The following is a 25,308-nucleotide window of genomic DNA, read 5'->3' as shown; positions in this document are numbered from 1 at the left end:
GGTTTCCCATGGGGCGCGTCTTCGTCGCCGGCAGCATCAACATGGACGTGGTGGTGACGGCGGATCGCCACCCCAAGGTTGGCGAGACCGTCGCGGGTCAGCAGGTGCTGTATTTCCCGGGCGGCAAGGGCGCCAACCAGGCGGTCGCGGCATCCCGGCTCGGTGCGCGGACCACGCTGATCGGACGGCTGGGAAAGGATTCATTCGGGGCCGAGCTGAAAGCCTTCCTCGACGAACAGGGCATCGATCTCGGCTATGTGGTGGAGACGGCGGAGGCCCACACCGGCACGGCCATCATTACGGTGGCAGAGGCCGACAACACAATCGTCGTCATCCCCGGGGCGAACGGGCTGGTTGCCGCCGACGACGTCAACGTCGTGCCGCTGCTGAAGGGCGATGTCGCCGTCAGCCAGTTCGAGATTCCGCTCCCCGCGATCGCCGCCTTTTTCCAACGCGCGCGCGGAGCCGGGGCCACGACGCTGCTCAACCCGGCACCGGCGCAGGCAATGCCCCGCGAGCTGCTCGCGCTGGTCGACATCCTCGTGCTGAACGAGACCGAGCTCGGCGTCCTCGCAGGCAGCGAGCTCTCCGAGAGCGACGCGGCGGCGCGGATCATCGAGGTCGCGCGGAAACTTCAGGCGCGCAAGGACCAGACCATCTGCGTCACGCTCGGCAAGCGCGGCGTGCTCGCCCTCGCCGGGCGCGAGGAGATTGCCGTGCCCGGCCGCGCGGTGAAGGCGCTCGACACCACGGGCGCCGGCGATTGCTTCGTCGGTGCCCTGGCCGCGCAACTGGCCGACGACGTGCCCCTGCGCGCCGCCCTCACGTTCGCCAACGCGGCCGCTTCGATCAGCGTGCAGCGGATGGGCGCAGGGCCGTCGATGCCGACGGCGGAGGAAGTAGCAGCCGTCTTGTAGCCCCTATGCCAGCGCGCTCTTCAGGTCGAAGCTCTCGTCCGCGGCCTGCTCCGGCGTGATGGAGCGGTCCATGGCCTGCAGGCGGCGGCCGAACATGTGATCGCCGGCGCGATTGATCGATTCGATGCCGAGCAGCTTGTCGCCCTTGTAGCAGAACGCGGAGAACGCCTTGTTGGCGGGGTTGCCGCGCAGCACGACGCGATCATAGCCGGTGGTCAGCCCGGCGATCTGGAGCTTGTCGTCGCCCTGGTCGCTCCAGAACCAGGGATGGCTGTCGTACGGCTTCCTGTCGCCGGTCAGCCGCGCCGCGAGGCAGCGGGCGTGATCGGTGGCGTTCTGCACCGATTCCAGCCGTAGCGAGCCGCCGAAGCGCGGGCTTGCGAACAGCGCGCAATCGCCGATCGCGGAGATATCGGGATCGGCGGTGGAGAGATATTCGTCGACGATGATGCCGGCGGCGACGGGGAGCCCCGCCTCCGCGGCAAGCTCGATGTTCGGCAGCACGCCGACGCCGACCAAGACGAGGTCGGCGGGCAGATGCCGTCCGTCGCTCAAGGAAACGCCGGTGACCTTGCCGCCCTCGGCCTCGATCGCGGTGGCCTGCACGCCGAGATGGATGCGGATGCCGGCCTCGCGATGGCGCTCCTGGAAATACTCCGAGACCTCAGCCGTGACCGCGCGCGCCATGACGCGCGGGGCGAGCTCGAGCACGTCGACCTCGAGCCCTTTGATTCTCGCAGTGGAGGCGAATTCAAGACCGATGAAGCCGGCGCCGATGATCACGGCGCGCTTCTTCGTGGGCATGATCTGTCGCAGTGCCTCGCTGTCGTCGAGGATGCGCAGATATTTCACGTCGGGCAGGTTGGCATTGGGCAGGTCGAGCAGGCGATTGCGCGCGCCGGTTGCCAGGACGAGGTGCCCGTATGGCAGCGTGTCGCCGGATGCGAGATGCACCCTGCGCCCGGCCCGGTCGATCGACACCGCGCGGCCCGCGATCAGCTCGATGTTCTGGTCCTGGTAAAATTTCTCCGGCCGGAACATCAGGCTCTCCGGCCCGGCCGAGCCCTTGATGTAGGCCTTCGACAGCGGCGGCCGCTGATAGGGCAGATGCGACTCGTCGTTGATGAGGCAGATGCGCGCGGAGAAGCCTGCCTGGCGCAGCGATGCCGCGACCTGGTAGCCGCCGTGGCCGGCGCCGACGATGATCACCGGACCGCCCGTCATTGGAGCAGCCCACTTCCGGAGACACGAGCGTGACCCATGTCGTCTCCCTCTCACGCTGATTTTGGTTTGCTGACCTCAGGAGGAGCCGGCGCTCGTGTCCGTTCCTTGGCAAAGGCGCACCTATTTGAGCCTATCGCTCCGCCGGGCGCAAGAGCGGCGGCCGGGGATTGTCTCCGCTCGCCTTCTGCGATTTAGTTGCAGCAATCATCTCATGCCGGGGATTTCGATATGCCAGCTCCCGTCTCGAAGCCCGACGATCCCGCCCTGCTGCGGATCGACGGCCCGATCGCGACCATCACGCTCAACCGCCCTGCCGCGTACAACGCGATCAACCTCGCCATCGCGCAGAAGCTCGAGCAGCTCGCGGCCTATATCGAGGGCGACGACAGCATCCGCGTCGTGGTGCTCGAAGGCGAAGGCCGCGCCTTCTCGGCCGGCGGCGATCTGCAGACGATCGGGGCCGCCGCCGAGGCCGGCACGGTGACGCCCGTCGTCGGCGAGCTCTTGAAGCACTATCACGCCTTCATCGAGATCGTCAGGCGCATGCCGAAGCTGTCGCTGTCGAGCGTGCACGGCTCGGCCGCCGGCGCCGGCATGGGGCTCGCCTTCGTCACCGATCTCTGCATCGCCGCCGATGACGCCAAGTTCACGCCGGCCTATGCCAAGATCGGGGTGTCGCCGGACGGCGGCTCGACGGTCGGGATCGTCGGCACGGTCGGCTCTCGCCGGGCGCTGCAGATCTTCCTGGCCGAGGACAATTTCACCGCGCAGCAGGCCTACGAATGGGGCCTCGTCGCCAAGACCGTTCCGGCCGCCGATCTGAAAGCGGCAACGCGGCAATTCGCCGAGCGGCTGGCGCAGAACCCGCCCGCGGCGATCGCCGGCACCAAGCAGCTGGTCTACCAGGCCGCGACCACGCCGGTGAAGCAGCAGCTCGATGCCGAGGAGCACAAGATCATCATGGCGATGAACACGGACCCGTTTCGCGCCGCCGTGAAGAAGTTCACCAGCAAGGGCAAATAGCGCCGCGCTCGCTCAGCGCTTCGCGGCGCCGGGCCCGGCCCTCTGCATGAAATCGAAATCGCAGCCCTCGTCGGCCTGCAGGATGGTCTCGTTGAACAGCCAGGCGTAGCCGCGCCGCGCCTCCTCGGGTGCGGCGGCCGGCATCAAGGCGGCGCGACGGCGTTCCAACTCGACGGCATCAACCAGCAGCTCGATGCTGCGCCTTGCGACATCGAGGCGGATCATGTCGCCGTTCTCAACCAGCGCCAGCGGGCCGCCGACGGCGGATTCCGGCGTGATGTGCAGCACGATCGTGCCGAACGCGGTGCCGCTCATGCGCGCGTCCGAGATGCGCACCATGTCCTTGGTACCGTTCCGCGCCAGCTTCTTCGGGATCGGCAGATAGCCGGCTTCCGGCATGCCCGGCGCGCCTTTCGGGCCGGCATTGCGCAGCACCAGCACGTCGTCGGCAGTGACGTCGAGATCGGGATCGTCAACCCGCAAGGTCATGTCCTCGACGGATTCGAACACGACGGCACGCCCCGTATGCTGCAACAGCTTCGGGGTGGCGGCCGATTGCTTGATGACGGCGCCGCGCGGGGCGAGATTGCCGTGCAGGACGGCGAGGCCGCCTTCCTTCTTGATCGGGTTGTCGCGCGGGCGGATCGCGTCCTGACCGGGCACGTCCTCCGCATTCGCCGCGACGTCGCGCAGCGTCTGGCCGGTGATCGTCTTGGCATCGAGATCAACGAGATCGCCGAGCTGCGCCAGCAATTTCGGCACGCCGCCGGCGTGATGGAAATGCTCCATGTAATGCTCGCCGGAGGGCTTGAGGTCGACCAGCACCGGCACCTCGCGGCCGATCTGGTCGAACACTTCGAGATCGATCCGGTGCGGCGAGCGATGGGCCATAGCCGTGAGATGGATCAGGCCGTTGGTCGAGCCGCCGATGGCCTGGAGCACGACTTGCGCGTTCTTGAATGACGAGGGCGTCAGCAATTCGCTCGGCTTCGGTCCCTTGGCCTTGGCCATGGCGGCGGCAACCTTGCCGCTGGCCTCGGCGAGACGGAAGCGCTCGGCATGCGGCGCCGGAATGGTCGCGCTCATCGGCAGCGACAGGCCCATGGCCTCGATCATGCAGGCCATGGTCGAGGCCGTGCCCATCACCATGCAGGTGCCGACCGACGGCGCCAGACGCCCGTTCACCGCCTCGATCTCGGCATCGTCCATTTCGCCGGCGCGATATTTCGCCCAGAGACGGCGGCAATCGGTGCAGGCCCCCAGCACCTCGCCCTTGTGATGGCCGACCACCATGGGACCAACGGGAATGACCACCGTCGGCAGATCGGCGCTGATCGCTGCCATCACCTGCGCCGGCAGCGTCTTGTCGCAGCCGCCGATCACGATCGCCGCATCCATCGGCTGGGCGCGGATCATCTCCTCGGTGTCCATCGCCATCAGATTGCGCAGGTACATCGAGGTCGGATGCGCAAAGCTCTCCGCGATCGAAATGGTCGGGAACACGAACGGCATCGCGCCGGAGAGCATCACGCCGCGCTTGGCGGCTTCGATGATCTGCGGGACGTTGCCGTGGCAGGGATTGTAGTCGCTATAGGTATTGGTGATGCCGACGATCGGGCGCTCCAATGCATCATCGGAATAGCCCATGGCCTTGATGAACGCCTTGCGCAGGAACAACGAGAAGCCGGCATCGCCATAGCTGGTCAAACCCTTGCGCAAGCCACTCGTCATCAGATCGCTCCCTTCAGCTTTGTCGTGGTGGTAAGGCCAGTCCCCTGATTGTCAACAAGCCGGGCTGCAGGCCTGACGCTTTGTAGCGGGACCACTCAAGCGAGCATCTCACGGCGCTGCGCGTCGCAGGGTCACCTCCCGAAGATGATCCCGCATCGGGTTCGCCCGTCTCCGGCTCCCAAATGCGCGCGGCGTGCTCCGGTTGCAGTGTCCGGCGTAAATTGGTGGAACCCGGCGCCACTCCAATTCTCACAAGGGCAGGTGCGCCACATCAAGGCCGCCTGTCCCTGACCAGAAATTTCGTCGAACGCTACTAAGAATGATTAGCAAGTAGTTGCATGCCCGACCATTCTGTGGAATCTTTGTTGCGAATGACTTGCAATCGCAGGGAGGCTGCGCGTGAACCCGAGCTCCCTGCGTCGATCAGTGCCCTTGGTTCGCGCGGGTTGGTGGATGTCGTGCTGAGAAAATCGAGCTTCAGGGGCGCCATGTCGGCGGCAACGATCGTCGCCGGTCATCTGGCGAGTTGCGTCTCCGCCTCAGCTGACGAGGGCGCACGCGGCCTCGCAAATGCCCCCCCCTCGCTCGCCGCCGGCGTCGACAAGCTGACGGGAGGATTGCCGTCGGCCCATGCGGAGATCGACACCGAGCACATCTTCGGCTTCAGCATGGGGTCCGATATCGGCAAGCCCGGCGAAATCGAGGTCGAGTTCGAGAATGTCGGCGCGTTCGGCAAGCGCTCCGGCACTTACGCAGCCTGGGCCAATCTCAATCAGGTCAAGTACACGGTCTCGGACAATTTCCGGATCGCACCCGGATTTGCACTGAGCGGACAGCACATCAATGGCGTTCCCGGGCTTACCGATCATCGCGACCTTGCCTTCAGCGGCGCAGCGCTCGAACTGCGCTACAAGCTCGTCGATCGTGCCGTCGCGCCCTTCGGACTGACGCTTCATGCACAGCCCGGCTGGAGCCGGATCGACGACGCCAGCGGCGTGCATATCGCGCAGTATGGCGCAGAGTTTGCCGCGCTGTTCGATCGCGAACTGATCAAGGACAGGTTGTTTGCGGCATTCAACGTCTGGTACGGGACCGGCGGAACGCGAGAGATCTCAACCAATCTCTGGCGGCACGATTCCGAGATGCAGCTCCAGACAGCAATCTCATACGCAGTGCAGCCCGAACTGCTGCTCGGCCTCGGCATTCGCTACGCGCGGGCCTACGACGGCGGCGCACTCAACCGCTTCATAGGCGACGCGGTCTTCGCCGGCCCGACCTTCTCCTACACCATCTCGAAGGAAGTCGGCATCTCCGGCACCTGGCAGATGCAGGTTGCAGGCGGGGCAGTCGGAGACAACCGAAGCCTCAACCTGGAGCAGTTCGAGCGGCACCAGGCGCTATTGCGTCTCAACCTGCATTTCTGATGTGCGCGCCCGACGCAGTTACGTCCGCGGCCTCCGCAGCGCAACGTTTCCGGGCATGTCGGCCAGGCGCGTCTTCAGGCGCGGCACGGCGAAATCGAGGAACGCTCGCAGCTTCGCGGGCATGAACCGGCTGGGCGAATAGACGAAGCTGACCGGTTGCGGGGGCGGTTGAAAGTCCTGCAGGAGCGCAACGAGCGCTCCAGATTTGAGCGCATCCGACGCCAGGTAAGAGAACGCGACGGTGATCCCGATGCCGGCGCGTGCGGCATCGACGGCCGATTCCAGGTTGCTCGCAATGAAGCGCGACCGCACGGGCACTGCATACTCGGTCTGCCCTCGCTTGAATCTCCACGTGCTCGGCGATTGAAGCGGAGGATAGCTGATGCAGTCGTGGGCGCAGAGATCATCCGGAGACTTCGGCATTCCCCGCAACTTCAGATAGGCCGGGCTGGCGCAGGCGACGCGGTGAATTTCCCCGACGCGGACGGCGATAAGGCCACTGTCGGCGAGGTCGCCGACGCGAAGCGCGACGTCGATGTGCTCGTCCAGGAGATTGAGCGTCCGGTCCTGCAAGATCAGCTGAACGTCCACTTCCGGAAACGCCGCGAGGAACTCGGCCAGGATCGGCTGCAAGCAAAGGCGACCGAGCGCGACCAGCGTCGTGATACTCAGATCACCACGCGGCGTGGTGTATTCGCCGGCGGCAACGCGCTCGGCTTCGGTGAGATCGGCGAGAATTCGCTTGGCTGCAGCGATGTAGGAGCGCCCGGCGTCCGTTGGGACGAGCACGCGGCTCGATCGATGAAACAGCTTGGTCTGGAGATGCTCCTCGAGCTCCGACACCTTCCGGCTCACCGTTGCCAACGGCATTTTCTGACGGCGCGCGGCGGCCGATAGGCTGCCCGCCTCCGCCACCGCCAAGACCACCGACATGCTTTCGAGACGATCCATCGGACACTTCCATATTCTGGAAGGATAGATCCCGATTTTGCCAGATACCCATCATTTCCGGAAGTGCCTATTCCTCTCAGCACCGAAACCGAAGGAGAGACGAAAATGACCCAGCCCCGAAAAGGCACTGCCCTCATCACCGGTGCTTCGACCGGGATCGGCGCGATCTACGCCGACCGACTGGCGAAGCGCGGCCACGACCTCATCCTCGTTGCACGCAACAGGCAGCGGCTTGCATCGCTCGCGCGCAGGCTGAGCAACGAAAGCGGCCGCAAGGTGGAGACGGTGGAAGCCGATCTCACATCCCCTGCCGGCCTGCGCCGCGTCGAGCAACTCGTCGGAACCAACGGCGACATCTCGGTGCTGGTCAACAACGCCGGCGTCGGCGCCTCGGCCCCGCTGATCGAATCCGACATCGACAAGATGGAGGACATGATCCGTCTCAACGTCAGTGCACTGACGCGCCTGACCTACGCAGCGGTGCCCGGATTTGTTGCGCGCCGCCATGGCACGATCATCAACATCGCTTCCATCGTCGCGATCGCGCCGGAGCTGCTCAACGGCGTCTACGGCGGCTCGAAAGCCTTCGTGCTCGCATTCACCCAGTCACTCGTTCACGAGCTCGCCGGCAAGGGCATCCGCGTGCAAGCCGTGCTGCCGGGCGCCACTGCGACGGAGTTCTGGGACGTCGCGGGCACGCCGGTTCACCAGCTCCCGGCAGAGATCGTCATGTCGGCCGACGATCTGGTCGACGCCGCGCTCGCAGGTCTCGACCTAGGCGAAGTCGTGACAATCCCGGCGTTGGCCGACAAGTCGGAGTGGGATCGCCACGAGAGCGCGCGGCTTGCCATGACGAACAGGCTCTCGAGCGCCATTCCCGCCCCTCGCTACAACCTGCACACGCACGTGAATGCGTGAGCGAACAACCAGCATCAAACGGAGATCACCATGTCACGCATCATCAGCCATTCGTCCACCTCATCCATCGCCCTGCGCACGATCAGCTGGCGCGAACAGTCTGAACGCCTGCTCGCCTACGCCGAACCCATCAGCCGGATCGGTCTCTACGCGTCGCTCGCACTCATCTACGCCTGGTTCGGCGGCATGAAATTCACCGATTACGAAGCGCAGGGGCTGGTGCCCCTGGTCGAGAACAGCCCGCTGCTGCGATGGTTCTACACGCTGTTTTCGGTCCGCGGCTTCTCGACCTTTCTCGGTTTCGTCGAACTGAGCATCGGGCTCCTGATCGCGCTCCGGCTGTCGAGCCCGACCTATTCCGCAGCCGGCGGCCTTCTGTCGGCCGGACTGTTCGTGACGACGCTGAGCTTCATGGTCTCGACGCCCGGCGTCGTCGTGCCGGAGCTCGGGGCACCCGCGATCACGGTCGCTCCGGGACAGTTCCTGCTCAAGGACGTCGGCCTGCTCGCCGCTTCCTTCTGGGTGTTCACGGACTCGCTGAAGGCCGTCATCCGCAGGTGAGAACTCACTCCGCAGCGTAACAGACACGAATCCGAAACAGGAGACCTCCATGAAAGTGCCATTCATCTTCGGGGCGGCTTTCGCTGCCATTGCCATTGCGGGTGCGACGCCCAGCGCCGCCCATGGCATCGGCGAAACGGTCACGCCGCATTTCGAGCAATCGATCCCCAATATCCCGGGCAAGTCAGTCGTGGCCCTGGTTGTGAACTACGCACCTGGTGGAGCGTCGCCTTCGCACGTCCATGCCAAGTCGGCTTTCATCTTCGGCTACGTGCTGTCAGGCGCAATCGAGTCTCAGGTGAACGACGGACCCAGACGGGTCTACCGCGCCGGCGAGAGCTTCTATGAGCCGCCGGGCTCCCGTCATCCCGTCAGCCGCAATGCGAGCCGGTCCAAGCCCGCAAGCCTGCTCGCAGTGTTCGTCGTCGACAGCAGCGAGAAGGATCTGACCAGTACCGTCCGGCAGAATCAGCATCAGGGAGAGAAACATGAGTAAGCGTCTCGACTACAACCAGATCGCGCCGGCAGGCATCAAGGCGCTCGGTGGCGTCTACGGCTACCTCCTGCAGAGCCGCCTTTCCGCCACGCTGATCGAGCTGGTCTATCTGCGGATCTCTCAGATCAACAATTGCGCCTACTGCCTCGACATGCACACGCGCGACCTGCTCAAGAAGGGAGAAAAGGTCGAGAAGATCGCGTTGCTGCAGGCATGGCGCGAGGCCGGCAATCTCTTCGACGAACGCGAACGGGCTGCCCTGGCCTGGGCGGAGACGGTGACACGGGTTGCCGAGACCGGCGTGCCCGACGAGGCATACCAGGCCGCACGCGCCGCGTTCGAAGAGCGTGAGCTCGTGGACCTCACGATCGCGATCAGCCTGATGAATGCCTACAACCGCATGGCCATCAGCTTTCGCGCAACGCCGGCGGCTGCCGCCGGCTGATGCGCTCCCCACCAACCCCCTCACAATTCAAGAAGGACATTCACATGACGAAACGTAGGATCATGGTTGCGGCGGCGCTGATCGCCGCAACCAGCCTGGCTTCGCTCTCGGCACGATCCGAGGAGCCACGACTGGGAGACATCAAGCGCACACATCTCATGAAGGAAGCTCTGAGCGCACCCGGGCGCGAGGTCATCCAGGTGCGCGTCGATTTTCCTCCGGGTGTCGCCGCCGTCCGGCACAGTCATCCGGGCGAAGAGCTCGTCTATCTCATCGAAGGCGAGCTGGAATATCAGCTCGACGGCAGGCCTCCGATGATCCTGAAGGCCGGAGACGTGCTGCTCATTCCTCACGGAGTGCATCACGCGGTGAAGAATGTCGGCAGCGGCAACGCCGCGGAGCTTGCGACCTACATTGTCGAGACCGGCAAGCCGCTGTTGACGCTCGGCCGGTGAACAATCCTACCGCTTATTCCAGTCGATCACGCGACTCGGGTCGGCATCGAACTCCATGCTGCAGAACGTGCCGCCCTGAAAATAATCGCCGACGGGATCCGGCTTCAACTTGGCCTGCTCGGCCATCGCGTGTTCGCAGAAATCTTCGGCGCGGCCGGTCGGGCGATAGCCGAATTCGTAGGCCCGGTGATTGTCCCACCAGGCGCGCTCGTTGAAGGACGCGCCGTAGAAGACCTCGAAATGAATGTCGGGATGCTCAAGCCCGATGCGGCAGAGCTGCACGAGGTCGTCGGGCTTGAGCCAGATCGAGAGGCGACGCTGGTCGAGCGGCATGTCGCCGAAATTGCCGATGCGCAGGCAAGTGACCTTCAGGCCATGCTTGTCGGCGTAGAGCGCGCCGACGGCTTCGCCGAACACCTTGCTGACGCCGTAGCGACTGTCGGGCCGCGCGGTGACGTCGGTGCCGATCTTGTGGTGGCGCGGATAGAAGCCGACGGCATGATTGGACGAGGCGAACACGACGCGTTTGACGCCCTTGCGATAGGCGGCCTCGAACAGATTGTAGCAACCGACGATGTTGGCCTGGTGAATCTGGTCCCAGGTGCCTTCGACCGAATAGCCGCCGAAATGGAGAATGCCGTCGACGCCCTCGCACATTGCCTCGCACTGGGCGAGATCGGCAAGGTCCGCCATCTTGAATCTCTCATTCGCGCCGAGATCCGCCGGCGGCGTGATGTCGGAGAGCAGCAGGTCCGGATAGATCGGCGGCAAGAGCTGCCGCAGTCGCGTTCCGATTCCGCCCGAAGCTCCCGTCATCAAGATGCGCGGCATGTCTGACCTCGTCCGTGGCAACCGATTTGCGGCCATGGATATCTGATGCTAGCAGACTTGGACAGAGGGAACGCAACAACGAGAACCGCACATGAAGGATGCATCGTCCCATCACGAGGGCTGGCGGCCGGCGACCCATTACCCTGACCCTGCGATCGAAGCGCTCGATCCTCGCTTCGAAAAGTACTGGCTGAAGCTTTCTGCGGTGGAGCGGCTGACGACCGGCCTGCGCTGGGCCGAAGGTCCGGTGTGGTTCGGCGACGGGCGTTATCTGCTCTGCAGCGACATTCCGAACCAGCGCATCCTCAAATGGGAGGAAGAGACCGGCGCCGTCAGCGTGTTCCGCAAGCCCTCGAATTTCGCCAATGGCAACACCCGCGACCGCCAGGGACGGCTCATCACCTGCGAACATGGCGGGCGACGCGTTGTTCGCACCGAATATGATGGCAGCATCACCGTGCTGATGGACTCGTTCGACGGCAAGCGGCTGAACTCGCCGAACGATGTCGTGGTGAAGTCCGACGGCTCGATCTGGTTCACCGATCCGACCTTCGGCCTGCTCGGCAATTACGAGGGTTACAAGGCGGAGTCGGAGATCGACGCGAATGTCTACCGGCTCGATCCCGTAAGTGGCAAGGCGACCATCGTCGCCGAGGGCGTGCTCGGCCCGAACGGCCTGTGCTTCTCGCCGGACGAGAAGATCCTGTACGTCGTGGAATCGCGCGGGGTGCCGAACCGCAAGATCCTCGCCTATGACGTCTCGGCCGACGGCACTGCGATCTCGAACAAGCGCGTTCACATCGACGCAGGTCCAGGCACGCCCGACGGAATGCGCTGCGACATCGACGGCAATCTCTGGTGCGGCTGGGGCATGGGCGATCCCGAGCTCGACGGTGTCGTGGTGTTCGCGCCCGACGGCGTCATGATCGGCCGCATCGCACTGCCCGAGCGCTGCGCCAACGTCTGCTTCGGCGGGCTCAAGCGCAACCGCCTGTTCATGGCGGCAAGCCAGTCGATCTACGCGCTCTATGTGAACACGCAGGGCGCGCTGGGGGGATAGGCGCCGCGGCGCTCTTCTCCGTCATTGCGAGGAGCACTTGCGACAAAGCATTCCGGACTGCCTCCGCTGAGAGATTCTGGATTGCTTCGCGGAGCCTGTCATCGGGCCGGGCTTCGTCCGGACCCGATGGCTCGCAATGACGAAACGCCGGAGCGGTTGCCCGCTCCGGCGTCATGTTCGTTCACGTGATGACGCTTACGCGGCGTTGAAGCCGGCGACGGCCTTCACTTCGAGGAAGTCCTCGAGGCCGAACTTGCCCCATTCGCGGCCGTTGCCGGACTGCTTGTAGCCGCCGAACGGCGCGGTACGGTCGTTGGGCTGGCCCTGGAGGTTGACGTTGCCGGCGCGGATCTGGCGACCGACACGCTTGGCGTCCTCGACCGACGGACCATAGACATAGCCCGCGAGACCATAGGGCGTGTCGTTGGCGATCTTGACAGCGTCGGCCTCGTCCTTGGCGCCGATGATGGTGAGCACCGGCCCGAAGATTTCCTCGCGCGCGATGGTCATGTCGGGCGTGACGTCGGCGAAGATGGTCGGGCGGACATAGAAGCCCTTGTTGACGCCTTCGGGCAGGCCCGGGCCGCCGGCGACAAGCGTCGCGCCCTCGTCAATACCCTTCTTGATCAGGCCCTGGATCTTGTCCCACTGGCCGCGGTTGACGACCGGTCCGATGGTGGTGCCTTCGGCGCGCGGATCGCCGGCCTTGGTCTTGTCGGCGACGGCCTTCGCGATCGCGGCGACTTCCTTCATCTTCGAGGCCGGCACGATCATGCGCGAGGGCGCGTTGCAGGACTGGCCCGAGTTGTTGAACATGTGCATCACGCCGCCGGTCACCGCCTTCTGCAGGTCGGCGCCTTCGAGGATGACGTTCGGCGACTTGCCGCCGAGCTCCTGGCTGACGCGCTTCACGGTGGGAGCAGCGCGCTTGGCCACGTCGATGCCGGCGCGGGTCGAGCCGGTGAACGAGATCATGTCGATGTCGGGGTGCTCGCTCATGGCGGCGCCGACCTCGGGGCCGAGGCCGTTGACGAGGTTGAACACGCCCTTCGGCACACCGGCTTCATGCAGGATTTCGGCGAAGATCAGCGCCGAGGTCGGCGTGAACTCGCTGGGCTTCAGGATCATGGTGCAGCCGGCGGCGAGCGCGGGCGCCACCTTGCAGGCGATCTGGTTCAGCGGCCAGTTCCAGGGGGTGATCATGCCGACCACGCCGATCGGCTCGCGCAGCACCATGGCGGTGCCGACGGGCTCCTCGAAATGATAGTTCTTGAGCACGTCGAGCGTGGTCATGAGATGGCCGAGGCCGGCGCCGGCCTGGAGCTTCTCCGCCATCGGCAGCGGCGCACCCATCTCGTCCGACACGGCGGCGCCGATCTCCTTGAGGCGGCCCTTGTAGATCTCGATGATCTTCGACAGCAGCGCGACGCGGTCCTCGCGGCTGGTCTGGGAGAACGTTGCGAACGCGCGCTTGGCGGCGGCGACGGCCTTGTCCACGTCGGCCTTGGAGCCCAGCGCAACCTCGTACATCGCCTCTTCCGTCGCCGGATTGATCACGGCGGTGGACTTCTTGACGACCGGATCAACCCAGGCGCCGTCGATGTAGAATTGCATGCGATTGACCATCGTTAACCTCTTCTTGGGGGCTTGGAGGGGGCGTTTCGGCAGGTATCCTTGCACGAAAGCGCCGGCAGTTGAACCCGCCATATGCGGGGCCAGCGTTGCGGCGGACGGAGGTTATATGAGCCGATGGCGGGAACGTGGCAAGGTGGCCCCGCTGTCATTACGGCGCGATGCGAAGCATCGAACCCGGAATCTCGAGATTCCGGGTTCGGCTCTCCGAGCCGCCCCGGAATGACAGCGGAGTCACCCCGACTACACCGCCATCTTCCGGTGCAGCACCGGCGCACCAGTGGTGAGGCTTTCGGCCGCATCAATGATGGCGTTGGCGTCGATGCCGTAGTGCCGATACAGGTCCGCAATGCTGCCGGTCTGGCCGAACTGCTCGACGCCGAGGGCCTCGACGCGGTGGCCGCGGACGCTGCCGAGCCAGCCGAGCGCCGCAGGGTGGCCGTCGATCACGCTCACGATGCCGCAGTCACGCGGCAACGGCGCCAGCAGCCTTTCGATGTGGCTGAGATGCTGCACGCCGCGGCGATCCCGCCGCAATTTCCGTGCGGCGGTCCAACCCGCATGCAGGCGATCGGCCGAGGTGATCGCGAGCAGGCCCGCGTCGCGGCGGCTCTCGCCGATGAAGCCTGTGGCCTCGATCGCCTCCGGCGCGACCGCGCCGGTATAGGCGATCACGACCTCGGCATTCGGTCCCGGCTTGCGCAGCCAGTAAGCGCCGTCGGTGATGCCCTGCCTCAGCTCCGGCGTCATGATGCGTTGCGGCTGCTCGATGCTGCGCGTCGAGAGCCGCAAATAGACCGAACCGCCCTCGCCCGGATCGCGCTGCATGTGCTCGAAGCCGAACGCCATGATCGCGGCAAGCTCGTCGACGAAAGCCGGCTCGAACGAGGCGAGCCCGTCCTGTGCCATGCCGATCAACGGCGTGGCGATCGATTGGTGCGCGCCGCCCTCCGGGGCAAGCGTGACGCCCGAGGGCGTCGCCGCCACCATGAAGCGGGCATCCTGGTAGCAGGAATAGTTCAGGGCATCGAGGCCGCGCTCGATGAAGGGATCGTAGAGCGTGCCGACCGGCAGCAGCCGCTCGCCATTGATCTGGTGCGACAGACCCAGCGCCGAGAGCATGATGAACAGGTTCATCTCGGCAATGCCCAGCTCGAGGTGCTGGCCCTTGGGCGAGGCGTCCCAGTTGTAGGTCGAGGGAATTTTCTCGCTGCGGAATAAGTCCGCCTTCTCGGCGCGCGCGAACAGCCCGCGGCGGTTGACCCAGGGGCCGAGATTGGTCGAGACGGTGACGTCGGGCGAGGTCGTGACGATGCGCCTGGCCAGTTCGCTGTCGCTGCGCGCGATCTCGTTCAGCACGAGGCCAAAGCCCTGCTGCGTCGACATCTGCGCCGAAGGCTTGAAGGCCAATTGCTGGGGCACCTCGACGACGGGCGCGCTCAGGCGGCGGCCGTCCTGGTTGAACGGCACCCGCGCGAGGAACGCTTCCAGCTCGGCCGCCTCCTGCGCCAGCCCCTCGAACTTGTCCCATTCATGCCCGGGCCGGATGTTCTGGCTCTCGCGATATTTCTCCATCTGCGCGACCGTCATCAGGCCGGCGTGGTTGTCCTTGTGGCCCTGGAACGGCAGGCCGACGCCCTTGATGGTGTACGCGATGAAGCAGACCGGGCGGTCGTGATCGATGGAATCGAACGCCTCGAGCATGCTCGCCATGTCGTGGCCGCCGAGATTCGACATCAGCGCGAGCAGCTCCTCGTCGCTCCGCTTGTCGATCAGCTTCGTGATCGGACCCTGGTCGCCGATCTCGTCGTGCAGATGCTTGCGGAAGGCCGCGCCGCCCTGGAAGCACAGCGCCGCATAGAGCGCGTTCGGGCAGTTGTCGATCCAGCGCTTCAAGGCTTCGCCGCCGGGCTCGGCGAAGGCCTCGCGCATCAGGCGGCCGTATTTCACGATCACCACGTCCCAGCCGAAATTGCGGAACATGTTCTCGAATTTTTCCCAGAGTCCCTCGCGAACGACGGCATCGAGCGACTGCCTGTTGTAGTCGACCACCCACCAGGTGTTGCGCAGGCCGTGCTTCCAGCCCTCCGCCAACGCCTCGAAGATGTTGCCCTCATCCATCTCGGCATCGCCCACCAGGGCGATCATCCGCCCCTCGCGGCGGTCCTTCATCCAGCCGTGTGCCTTGACGTAATCCTGCACCAGCGAGGAGAACAGCGTCTGCGCGACGCCGAGGCCGACCGAGCCGGTGGAGAAATCGACGTCATCGACGTCCTTGGTGCGCGAGGGATAGGACTGCGCGCCCTTGAAGCCGCGGAAATTCTCCAGCTTCTCGCGGCTCTGCCGGCCGAACAGATACTGGATGGCGTGGAACACCGGGCTCGCATGCGGCTTCACCGCGACGCGGTCCTCGGGGCGCAGCACGTGGAAGTATAGCGCGGACATGATGGTCGCGAGCGAGGCGGAGGAAGCCTGGTGGCCGCCGACCTTGAGGCCGTCCGCATTGGCGCGGATGTGGTTGGCGTGGTGGATGGTCCAGGACGACAGCCACAGCGCCTTGCGGCTGAGGGCGGTCAGGATTTCGAGGCGAGCGGGGTCAACGGGCATGGCGATGCTCCGGCAAGATAAGCAACCGATCATACGCCCGAGCGCCGCCGCAAACTTCTCAATTTCCGGCGCCAAATCTCCGAATATTGGGATAATTTGCCATGCCGGATCATGAAAAGCAGGTTCTATTCCAATGCACGAGCTCGACGCCATTGACCGCAAGATCCTCAGCTATCTTCAGAACGACAGCCGCATGACCATGCAGGAGCTGGCCGAGAAGGTCGGTCTTTCCGTTTCGCCCTGCCATCGCCGGGTCAAGCTGCTCGAGGAGCGCGGCGTCATCTCGCGTTACGTGGCGACCGTGGACCAGAAGGCGCTGGGGCTGCATGTCAGCGTTTTCATCTCGATCAAGCTGGCGCGGCAGAAGGAGGAGGACCTCAACCGCTTCGCCCGCGCGATCTCGAAATGGGACGAGGTGCTCGAGTGCTATCTGATGACGGGCAACCGCGACTATCTGCTGCGCGTCGTCGCCGCCGACCTCGCCTCCTACGAGACGTTCCTCAAGACCAAGCTGACGCGGCTCGACGGCATCGCCTCGATCGAGTCGAGCTTTGCGCTAAGCCAGGTGAAGTATTCGATCGCGCTGCCAGTGTGACCTGCTTCAGCGGGATCGCATGTCACATGGTCGCAACAAACCCCGCCGATGGTCGTTGTGACTGGTATCCGAACCGAGAGAAGGACCATGACCGCATCCGATCGAAAATCCGAGATATCCAAGCGCGAGCGCATCATCCGGGAAATGGCCGATGATCTCGACGAGGAACTGGAGATGGAGCTGGATGATACGAGGTTCGACGAGCTTCTGGACGAGACCGGCATGCCCGGTCCGACAATCGATCGCAGACTTTATTTCCGGGAGCTGCTTCGCCTCCAGGGCGAGCTGATCAAGCTCCAGGACTGGGTACAGAGCGAGAAGAAGAAGGTCGTGGTGCTGTTCGAGGGCCGCGACGCCGCCGGCAAGGGCGGCGTGATCAAGCGCATCACCCAGCGCCTCAATCCGCGCATCTGCCGCGTCGCGGCGCTTCCGGCGCCGAACGAGCGCGAGCGCACGCAATGGTATTTCCAGCGCTACGTCGCGCACCTGCCGGCCGGCGGCGAGATCGTGCTGTTCGACCGTAGCTGGTACAACCGCGCCGGCGTCGAGCGCGTGATGGGCTTCTGCTCGGAGGACGAATATCAGGAGTTCTTCAAGTCAGTGCCGGAATTCGAGCGCATGCTGATCCGCTCCGGCATCATCCTGGTCAAGTACTGGTTCTCGATCACCGACGACGAACAGCAATTCCGCTTCACCATGCGGATCAAGGATCCCTTGAAGCAGTGGAAGCTGAGCCCGATGGACGTCGAGTCCCGCAGGCGCTGGGAGGCGTACACCAAGGCCAAGGAGACGATGCTCGAGCACACGCATCTCCCGGATAGCCCATGGTGGATCGTCGATGCCGTGGACAAGAAGCGCGCCCGGCTCAACTGCATCGCACATCTCTTGACGCAGATCCCGTACCAGGAGGTCGCGCGGGCTCCGGTGACGCTGCCGGCGCGCGTGCGCAACCCCGACTACCAGCGAGGCCCGGTCCCGCCGGAGATGTACGTGCCGGCGAAATACTGACGGTGTCCCGCAGGGTGGGCAAAGGCGCGTACCGCTTTGCCCACCCTGCGCGGCCGTCACCGCCACGGCTGCACGATGATCTTGGTGTGCATCTCGGGATTGGCGAGGTCCGCGAACGCCTTGGCGACGCCGTCGAGGCCAACCTCGGCCGTCACCATCGCCGCGGCGTCCACCTGCCCTTCCGCGATCAGGCGGAGCGAGGCGGCGAACTCCTCCGGCGTATAACCCAGCACGTACTGGACATTGAGCTCCTTCATGATGCCGAGCATGGGCTCGCTCTTGTCGGTTTCCATGCAGACGCCGACCACGACGATGCGCGCGTCCCGCGGCGCGCCTTCGAACACCTGCTGCAGCAGCCCGGGCACGCCGACGCACTCGAAGATGATCGCCGGCTTCAGCGCCGGCAGCATGGCCCGGAACGGCGATCGTGCTGCCTTCTCCGCCTCCGACATCTGCGCATGCTCGGCCCAGGTCGCATAGGGCTGCGAGACCCGGGGATCGACCACGACGTCCGCGCCCAGCTTCGCCGCGAGCGCGCGCCGGGCCGGCGAATAGTCGGCGGCAACGATCGGATGCAGACCCCTCAGCTTCAGCGCGGCGATCACCGCGAGGCCGACCGGACCGCAGCCGATCACGAGCGGCACCTCGCCTCCGCTGATATCGGCTTTCGCGACCGCGTGGACGCCGACCGCCAGCGGCTCGGTGAGCGCGGCATGTTCGGGCGCAAGGCCGTTCGGCACTTCAAGCAGCAGCGCTTCGCTCAGCAGCATCGCTTCGGCATAGCCGCCGGCGTTGTCGTTGGAATAGCCGATGCCCTGGATGCCTTCCGGCGTCACCAGCGCCGGCAGCGAGCATACGCGGGTCCCGGGCTTGAGCCTGCGTTCGGAGCCGGGACCGTAGCCGACGATCTCGCAGCAGAACTCGTGGCCGAACACGACGTCGCGGCTGAGGTCCATCGGCTTGCGGCCGACCTTCCGCGCCATGTCGACCATGCGATGGGCGTGCTGGCGGGCGTGCAGGTCGGAGCCGCAGATGCCGCAGGCGAGCGTCTTGACCAGCACCTGGCCGTTGCCGGGCTTCGGCTCGGCCATCCGGTCGACGACGATCTCTCCGTTCCTGAAAATCGCGGCCCGCATCCGGCTCCTCCCTTGTCATTGGAGCGGTTGATAGCACGAGACGCAACCCGCCAACTTGCGTCAGGCGTTCGGAGAACGCTCTTCCAGCACCAGGAGCTGGGCGCGGCGAACACGCTCGCGATGGGCGATGTAGAGGCCGCTGGCGACGATGAAGGCCGCGCCGGTGATGGTGAAGACGTCGGGCACTTCGCCGAAGATGAAGTAGCCGAGAATGCTGACCCAGAGCAGCTGCGTGTAGGAAAACGGTGCCAGCACCGACGCATCGCCGTAACGATAGGCCAGCACGACGATCCACTGGCCCGCCGTGGAGGCCACGCCGATGAAGATGCCGAGCGCGATCGCGGTCCACGACGGCGTCACCCAGACGAAGGGCACCAGCGCCGTCAGGATCACGAGGCCCGTCAGCGACGAATAGGCCATGGTGGTGACGACGGCTTCCCGCCCGCTCATCATGCGCGTGAGGATCAGGGTGCCGGCCCAGCATGCCGCCGAGATCAATGGAAAGGATGCGGCTGGGTGAAACGCGCTGGTGCCCGGTCGCAGGATGATGAGCACGCCGATGAGGCCGAGCGCGGTCGCGAGCCAGCGGCGCATGCCGACCTTCTCGCCGAGGAAGACGATCGAGAGCGCGGTGACGAACAGCGGCGCGACGAAGCCGGTGGCGGATGCTTCCGCGATCGGCAGGAAGCCGAGGCCCGTGATGAAGAACAGCGAGGAGCCGAGCAGCGCCGCCCCGCGCATGACGTGTAGGCCGGGACGCCTGGTGCGCATCGCGTAGAGCGGCGTGGCCGGCAGCATCACCGGCGTGAACAGCAGCGTGAAGGTGAGGAAGCGGATCCAGGTGATCTCGATCGACGGCAGGCTTGTCGACAGATACTTCGCGGTGACGTCGGAACAGCCGAGGAATATCGTCGACAGCAGGACCAGTGCAATCCCTCTGAACGGATGATCGACGCGCGCAGGCGCGCGGCGAGTCTCCTGCTTCTTCTCCGGAACGGGCATGGGAATAGTGTCGAGCCTTGCGGCTGCGGCGGGCGGCGGTGTCACGGCAGGAACCCGGGCGAAATGCGAATCGAGAACGGTCGTAAAAAACGACAAATGCGCCGCGTTCACAACTTCCGAAAACAGGATGCCGATATGCGCGCGCCGCCGCGCGCGTCAATGCTCCGTTAATAATGCGGGTTTGTGCACTACAGCATGGGCAGGCCGCGCGGCTTCGGCCCGCGCGGAAAGGCAGCATCCAGCGCATCAATCTCGTCTTTCGTCAGCACGAGATCGCCGGCTGCCGCATTCTCGGCGGCGTGCTCCGCAGACGAGGCCTTCGGGATCGCGAATACCGTAGTCGCACGGGTGAGGAAGCCCAGCGCGATCTGACGCGGTGTCGCACGACGCGCCTCCGCGATACGGGCCAAAACGGCGCCGCCCTTGCTGCTGCTTGCGGGGAAATCATCATGACCGAACGGCGAGTAGGAAACGACGGCAACGCCGTGCCGCTCGCACCACGGGATCACGGCATGCTCAATCGCGCGCTCCTTGAGATGATAGAGCACCTGGTTGCACGCGATCCGGCCTTCGCCCGCAACGTCAAGAATTTCGTCGAGATCGTCCGCGTCGAAATTGGAGACGCCCCAGGATTTGATCTTACCTGATTTCACCAGTTCCTCGAATGCAGCAACGGTGTCCTCCAGTGGATAGGAGCCGCGCCAGTGCAAGAGATAGCAGTCGAGCCGGTCGGTCCTGAGCCGCTTCAGCGAGCGCTCGCAGGCGGCGATGGTCCCGCGGCGCGAGGCATTGCTCGGCAGCACCTTTGAAACGAGGAACACCTCGTCGCGCCGGCCGGCGATGGCATCGGCAATGACCAGTTCGGCATCGCCATACATCTCGGCGGTGTCGATATGGGTCATGCCGAGATCGAGCCCGCGCTGAAGCGCCGCGATCGCGCGCTTGCGGTCACCGTGGTCGAGGTACCAGGTGCCCTGCCCGATGACGGACACGTTGACGCCGGTCTTGCCGAAGGGATTGGTGTTCATGTCTGCTCCACGGCGGGTCAGAGTGCCCCCTCGCCCACTTGAAGAGAGCGGCCGGCAGCATAGGGCACAATCACGGACGCGTCGATTGGGCCCGGAGCCCGGCTTGCAGCCGATCTCCTCGAGTCCCGGACGCCGCGCAACTCGGTGCGATATGGGCAACCGCTCTGCAGAGCATCGCCGAAAGGGATGCTGCTGCGTCCGGAGCACGACATCGTGGCCTTCGCACAGCGCATCCACGCCGTCATTGCGAGCGCAGCGAAGCAATCCAGACCATAGCTGCGGAACGATTCCGGATTGCTTCGCTGCGCTCGCAATGACGATGGAAAGAGCCAGCCTCTAACCTGCCACGTTTGCGAGCTTGGTCTCTTTCGCCGGAGCCGCGTCCGTGGCCGCGATCAGCCGCTTCAGCTCGGGGATGCAGGAGCCGCAATTGGTGCCGGCCTTGAGTTTCGCGCCAATCTCGGCGGCCGTGCATGCGCCGGCAACGATGGCGTCGCAGATGGTGCCGCGGCCGACGCCGAAGCAGGCGCAGACGATCGGGCCGGTCGAGGCGGCGCCTTCGCTGGACTTGCCTGACAGCAGCATGCGGCGTTGCTCGTCGGTGACGTGATCGGCCGCAAACGCGCCCTTCACCACTTCCCAGTCGCCGGCATCGTGCGCAGGTCCGACGAACAGGCAGGTCTCGATGCGGTCACCAGCGAATGAGGCGGCACGATAGACGCCGCCGCCGATGTCGCGGTATTCGGCGACATCCTCGCCCGCAACGGTCCCGACCCAGGCGGGCCACCGCGACAGATCGCCGTTGTCCGCGAAGAGATAGCCGAAACCGCCGGAGACCGTGACGCGCGTCCACAACAGGTTCGAGGGAAGTTCGAGCTGCTTGCGCGACAACGCGAAGCCGCGGAAGACAAATTCATAAGGCGCGATTGCAGCCGGCGTCGCCTTCGATTCCGGCTGGCCCGAGAACGGATCGGTGAAGGAGTGCACCAGCGCACCGACGCGGCCGTGCGAGGCGTTCATCGCGCTCCAGTGGATCGGCACGAACAGCGTGCCGCGCTGCTGCCGTTCGCTGACCACGGCCTTCAGGATGCACTGGCCGTAATCGGTGGTGATGCGGGCATAGCCGTCATGGGCGATGCCGTATTTTCCAGCGTCGTCCGGATTGATCTCGACGAACGGCTCGGGCAGGTGCGCGCCGAGCCGCGGGCTGAGACCCGTACGCGTCATGGTGTGCCATTGGTCGCGAATCCGCCCGGTGTTGAGCCTGAGCGGCCGCGACGGACCGGTCTCTCCGCGCAGCGCCGGCACCTCGGGCGCGACGAACCGGCCCCTGCCGTCGTTGGTGAAGAAGCCGCCTTGCGCGAAGAAGCGCTCGACGGGGTCGCCGCCGCCCCGCACCGGCCACTGCACGGGCTGCAGGGCATCGAAGGCCTCGTCCGAGAGCGAGGTCAGCGCGCCGATGTCGAAGTCGCGATTTCCGTTGTTCTCGAACGCCGAGAGCGCTGCATGCTCGCGGAAAATGTCGGCGGCGGACTTGTAGTTGAAACTGTCGCCGAAGCCGAGGCGCCTTGCGGTCTCGCTCAGGATCCACCAGTCGGGGCGCGCCTCGCCCGGCGCCGGCAGGAACGCGCGCTGGCGCGAGATGCGGCGCTCGGAGTTGGTCACCGTGCCCGACTTCTCGCCCCAGGCCAGCGCCGGCAACAGCACATGCGGGCCGGCCGCGACCGTGTCGTTGCAGAGCACGTTCTCGGAGACCACGAAGAGCTCGAGCTTCTTCAGCGCATCGCGAGCCATGTCGGCGTCAGGCAACGACACCGCGGGGTTGGTGCCCATCACCCACAGTGCCTTGACCTCGCCGCGGTTGATGGCCTCGAACAGCTGCACCGCCTTCAAGCCCTCATGCGTGGCGATACGCGGCGCTTTCCAGAACCGCCTGACACGATCGATGTCGGGCGGCGTGAAGCCCATATGGGCGGCGAGCATGTTGGCGAGGCCGCCGACCTCGCGGCCGCCCATCGCGTTGGGCTGTCCGGTAAGCGAGAATGGCGAGGCACCGGGCTTGCCGATGCGTCCCGTCGCAAGATGGCAGTTCAGGATCGAATTGACCTTGTCGGTGCCCTGCGCTGACTGGTTGACCCCTTGCGAGTAGAGCGTGACGACCTTCTCGGTGTCACGGAACATCTTGAAGAAGGCGGCGACGTCCTGCTCCGACAGGCCCGTGGCGAGCGCCGTCGCCGTGACGCTGCCGGCGATGTTGCGCGCACGCGCCAGCGCGTCGTCGTATCCGCTGGTGTTCTGCGCGATGTAAGCCCGATCGAGCGCGCCGCAATCGGCGAGATGGACGAACAGGCCCGAGAACAGCGCCGTGTCGGTGCCGGGCTTGAGGCCGAGGAACAGGTCGACATCGCCGGCGGTGTCGGTGCGGCGCGGGTCGATCACGATCATGCGCGCGCCACGCTCCTGCCGGTTCTTCAGCATGCGCTGGAACAGGACGGGATGGCACCAGGCCGCATTCGAGCCGACGAAGACGAGCAGATCGGCCTGGTCGAGATCCTCGTAGCAGCCGGGCACGGTGTCGGCGCCGAAGGCGCGGCGATGGCCCGCAACTGAAGAGGACATGCAGAGCCGGGAATTGGTATCGACATTCGCCGTGCCGACAAACCCCTTCATCAGCTTGTTGGCGACGTAATAGTCCTCAGTGAGGAGCTGACCGGAGAGATAGAATCCGACCGCGTCCGCGCCGTCGCGCGCCACGATGTGCTGCATGCGATGAGCAACGTGATCGAGCGCGTCGCTCCAGGCGACGCGCTCCAGCACGCCCTTGCAGCGGATCATCGGGTAGAGCAAGCGGCCTTGCAGATCGATAGTCTCGCCGAGCGCGGAGCCCTTGGAGCACAGCCGGCCGAAATTGGCGGGATGCTCAGGGTCACCAGCGATTGCCGCACCACCCTTGCCGTCGGGTGTCGCCAGCACGCCGCAGCCGACTCCGCAATAAGGACAGGTCGTCCTGATGGTGCGGAGGTTCGGATTGATCGCCGTCATCTCAAGCCGCCTTCGACGGCAACGCCAGCGCGCGGCCGAACATCATGCCGGTGCGGATCGCCGCGACCTTGTCGCGATTACGTATCAGTTCGAGATACCAGAGCGCGTCGGCGGTATCGCCGATCAGCACCGCGCCGGTGAGCCGACCGTCCGCGATGACCAGCTTCTTGTAGGTGCCGCGGCTGCGGTCCGACAGCACGAGGCTTTCGCTGCCCTCCCCGCCCATGAAGTCGCCGGCGGAGAACAGGCTCACGCCGGAGACCTTGAGGTTGGTCGAGATCACGCTGCCCTCATAGGCGGCGGGGCGGCCGGCCAGATGGCGCGCCAGCACGCGCGCCTGTTCATAGGCCGGTTCGACCAGGCCATAGCAGATGCCGCGATGCTCGGCGCATTCGCCGAGCGCGAAGACATCGGACGAGGAGGTCCGCATCACGTCGTTGACGACGACGCCGCGATTGACCGCGATCCCCGCCTCTTTCGCCAGCGCGACATTTGGCTTGATCCCAGCAGCGAAGATCACCGCGTCGGCCTCGATGCGGCTGCCGTCGGCGAGCTCGATCGCCTCGACGCGACCATCGCCGTGGATGCCAGCGGTGGAGGCATTGAGCAGGATGCGGATGCCCTTGCGCTCGACCAGGGTCTTGAGCAGGTCGGCTGCGGGTCCATCGAGCTGGCGCTCCATCAGCCGGTCCATCAGATGCAGCAGTGTCACGGGCGCGCCGGCCTTGGCAAGGCCATAGGCGGCTTCGAGCCCGAGCAGGCCGCCGCCAACCACGACCACGCGCTTCCTGGCCGCAGCCAGCGTCAGCAGCAGGTCGACGTCGCGCGTATCGCGAAAAGTGTGCACGCCGGCGAGATCGGCGCCCGGCACGTTGAGCCGCAGCGGCGTCGAGCCGGTGGCAAGCACAAGCTTGGAATATTCCATGCTCTCCTCGCCCGCGATCTTAAGCTCGCGCCGACCGAGATCGACCTCGGTAACGCGATAGCCGTAGCGCACGGTGACACCGCGATTTCGCCACCACTCCGCCGGACGCAGTTCGATCTCGTGCGAGCCGGTCTCGCCGGCCAGCACGGAGGAGAGCAGCACGCGGTTGTAAGCGAGCCGCGGCTCCTCGCCGATCACGGCAACCGCGTAGCGGCCGAGGGCGGTCTTGGCGAGTTCGTCGACAAGACGCGCGGCCGCCATACCGTTACCGACGATGACCAGCGGCTCACTCACATA

The 25,308-nt window shown here is 65.3% G+C and carries 22 protein-coding genes; 11 read left to right on the top strand and 11 right to left on the bottom strand.

Annotated elements, in window-relative coordinates; all coding sequences use genetic code 11:
- The first annotated feature begins 8 nt into the window (after nt 1–8).
- On the top strand, nt 9–917 hold the full coding sequence (gene rbsK / locus ASG57_RS07330) for a ribokinase (protein ID WP_024340083.1): 909 nt from the start codon (nt 9–11) through the stop codon (nt 915–917).
- A 3-nt stretch (nt 918–920) separates the two neighbouring features.
- Here the strand turns inward: rbsK and ASG57_RS07325 are convergent, their stop codons facing one another.
- On the bottom strand, nt 921–2,141 hold the full coding sequence (locus ASG57_RS07325) for an NAD(P)/FAD-dependent oxidoreductase (RefSeq protein ID WP_024340084.1): 1,221 nt from the start codon (nt 2,139–2,141) through the stop codon (nt 921–923).
- Between the two features lie 228 nt (nt 2,142–2,369).
- On the opposite strand from ASG57_RS07325, the gene ASG57_RS07320 reads away from it, so the two are divergent.
- Nucleotides 2,370–3,164, top strand: a complete 795-nt coding sequence (locus ASG57_RS07320; protein ID WP_024340085.1) for an enoyl-CoA hydratase/isomerase family protein — start codon at nt 2,370–2,372, stop codon at nt 3,162–3,164.
- Between the two features lie 12 nt (nt 3,165–3,176).
- Here the strand turns inward: ASG57_RS07320 and ASG57_RS07315 are convergent, their stop codons facing one another.
- Nucleotides 3,177–4,895, bottom strand: a complete 1,719-nt coding sequence (locus ASG57_RS07315) for an IlvD/Edd family dehydratase (RefSeq protein ID WP_024340086.1) — start codon at nt 4,893–4,895, stop codon at nt 3,177–3,179.
- Between the two features lie 488 nt (nt 4,896–5,383).
- Here ASG57_RS07315 and ASG57_RS07310 point away from each other — a divergent pair, with 488 nt between their 5' ends.
- The gene (locus tag ASG57_RS07310; RefSeq protein ID WP_024340087.1) at nt 5,384–6,319 is read left to right on the top strand and encodes a DUF6662 family protein; all 936 of its coding nucleotides are present in this window, start codon (nt 5,384–5,386) and stop codon (nt 6,317–6,319) included.
- Nucleotides 6,320–6,337: 18 nt separating this feature from the next.
- Here the strand turns inward: ASG57_RS07310 and ASG57_RS07305 are convergent, their stop codons facing one another.
- On the bottom strand, nt 6,338–7,270 hold the full coding sequence (locus ASG57_RS07305; RefSeq protein ID WP_024340088.1) for a LysR family transcriptional regulator: 933 nt from the start codon (nt 7,268–7,270) through the stop codon (nt 6,338–6,340).
- 105 nt (nt 7,271–7,375) lie between these two features.
- Here ASG57_RS07305 and ASG57_RS07300 point away from each other — a divergent pair, with 105 nt between their 5' ends.
- The 5 genes from ASG57_RS07300 to ASG57_RS07280 are packed head-to-tail and all read left to right on the top strand — an operon-like array spanning nt 7,376 to nt 10,145.
- Entirely contained in the window at nt 7,376–8,188 is an 813-nt protein-coding gene (locus ASG57_RS07300; RefSeq protein ID WP_024340089.1) for an SDR family NAD(P)-dependent oxidoreductase, read from the top strand.
- 30 nt (nt 8,189–8,218) lie between these two features.
- Nucleotides 8,219–8,749, top strand: coding sequence for a YkgB family protein (locus ASG57_RS07295; RefSeq protein WP_024340090.1), 531 nt, complete (start codon nt 8,219–8,221; stop codon nt 8,747–8,749).
- A 49-nt stretch (nt 8,750–8,798) separates the two neighbouring features.
- Nucleotides 8,799–9,245, top strand: a complete 447-nt coding sequence (locus ASG57_RS07290; protein ID WP_024340091.1) for a cupin domain-containing protein — start codon at nt 8,799–8,801, stop codon at nt 9,243–9,245.
- Entirely contained in the window at nt 9,238–9,690 is a 453-nt protein-coding gene (locus ASG57_RS07285; RefSeq protein WP_024340092.1) for a carboxymuconolactone decarboxylase family protein, read from the top strand. The genes ASG57_RS07290 and ASG57_RS07285 overlap by 8 nt, the downstream gene beginning before the upstream one ends.
- A 44-nt stretch (nt 9,691–9,734) precedes the next feature.
- Entirely contained in the window at nt 9,735–10,145 is a 411-nt protein-coding gene (locus tag ASG57_RS07280; RefSeq protein ID WP_024340093.1) for a cupin domain-containing protein, read from the top strand.
- 6 nt (nt 10,146–10,151) lie between these two features.
- On the opposite strand, the gene ASG57_RS07275 is transcribed toward ASG57_RS07280, so the two are convergent.
- Nucleotides 10,152–10,976 carry an NAD-dependent epimerase/dehydratase family protein gene (locus ASG57_RS07275; protein ID WP_024340094.1) on the bottom strand — a complete coding sequence of 275 codons (825 nt, stop codon included), beginning with the start codon at nt 10,974–10,976 and terminating at the stop codon, nt 10,152–10,154.
- A 91-nt stretch (nt 10,977–11,067) separates the two neighbouring features.
- Between ASG57_RS07275 and ASG57_RS07270 the strand changes: the two genes are divergently transcribed.
- Nucleotides 11,068–12,036 (top strand): SMP-30/gluconolactonase/LRE family protein, encoded by a 969-nt coding sequence (locus tag ASG57_RS07270; protein WP_024340095.1) that lies wholly within the window; start codon nt 11,068–11,070, stop codon nt 12,034–12,036.
- 195 nt (nt 12,037–12,231) lie between these two features.
- Here ASG57_RS07270 and ASG57_RS07265 read toward each other — a convergent pair whose 3' ends face one another.
- Both ASG57_RS07265 and ASG57_RS07260 read right to left on the bottom strand, forming a co-directional pair.
- Complete coding sequence (locus tag ASG57_RS07265) at nt 12,232–13,662, bottom strand: aldehyde dehydrogenase family protein (RefSeq protein WP_024340096.1); 1,431 nt, start codon at nt 13,660–13,662, stop codon at nt 12,232–12,234.
- Nucleotides 13,663–13,911: 249 nt separating this feature from the next.
- Nucleotides 13,912–16,275, bottom strand: coding sequence for a thiamine pyrophosphate-binding protein (locus ASG57_RS07260; RefSeq protein WP_024340097.1), 2,364 nt, complete (start codon nt 16,273–16,275; stop codon nt 13,912–13,914).
- A gap of 133 nt (nt 16,276–16,408) precedes the next feature.
- Between ASG57_RS07260 and ASG57_RS07255 the strand changes: the two genes are divergently transcribed.
- Nucleotides 16,409–16,870 (top strand): Lrp/AsnC family transcriptional regulator, encoded by a 462-nt coding sequence (locus tag ASG57_RS07255; protein WP_024340098.1) that lies wholly within the window; start codon nt 16,409–16,411, stop codon nt 16,868–16,870.
- An 87-nt stretch (nt 16,871–16,957) separates the two neighbouring features.
- Nucleotides 16,958–17,878, top strand: coding sequence for a polyphosphate kinase 2 (gene ppk2 / locus ASG57_RS07250; protein WP_024340099.1), 921 nt, complete (start codon nt 16,958–16,960; stop codon nt 17,876–17,878).
- A 56-nt stretch (nt 17,879–17,934) separates the two neighbouring features.
- Here the strand turns inward: ppk2 and ASG57_RS07245 are convergent, their stop codons facing one another.
- From ASG57_RS07245 to ASG57_RS07225, 5 genes are all read right to left on the bottom strand, one after another.
- Complete coding sequence (locus ASG57_RS07245; protein WP_024340100.1) at nt 17,935–19,014, bottom strand: zinc-binding dehydrogenase; 1,080 nt, start codon at nt 19,012–19,014, stop codon at nt 17,935–17,937.
- Between the two features lie 60 nt (nt 19,015–19,074).
- Complete coding sequence (locus tag ASG57_RS07240) at nt 19,075–20,016, bottom strand: DMT family transporter (RefSeq protein WP_024340101.1); 942 nt, start codon at nt 20,014–20,016, stop codon at nt 19,075–19,077.
- 188 nt (nt 20,017–20,204) lie between these two features.
- Nucleotides 20,205–21,044, bottom strand: a complete 840-nt coding sequence (locus ASG57_RS07235) for an aldo/keto reductase (RefSeq protein WP_024340102.1) — start codon at nt 21,042–21,044, stop codon at nt 20,205–20,207.
- Between the two features lie 336 nt (nt 21,045–21,380).
- On the bottom strand, nt 21,381–24,086 hold the full coding sequence (locus ASG57_RS07230; protein ID WP_024340103.1) for a nitrate reductase: 2,706 nt from the start codon (nt 24,084–24,086) through the stop codon (nt 21,381–21,383).
- Nucleotide 24,087: 1 nt separating this feature from the next.
- A complete protein-coding gene (locus tag ASG57_RS07225; protein WP_024340104.1) occupies nt 24,088–25,305 on the bottom strand; it encodes an NAD(P)/FAD-dependent oxidoreductase in 1,218 nt (405 codons plus the stop codon).
- Nucleotides 25,306–25,308 lie beyond the last annotated feature (3 nt).

It is taken from the genome of Bradyrhizobium sp. Leaf396, from assembly GCF_001424605.1.
In the GTDB taxonomy this organism is placed as follows: Bacteria; Pseudomonadota; Alphaproteobacteria; order Rhizobiales; family Xanthobacteraceae; genus Bradyrhizobium; species Bradyrhizobium japonicum_C.
Note: the sequence above shows the minus strand (reverse complement) of the source record. Positions and strands in the feature narration are given on the sequence as shown.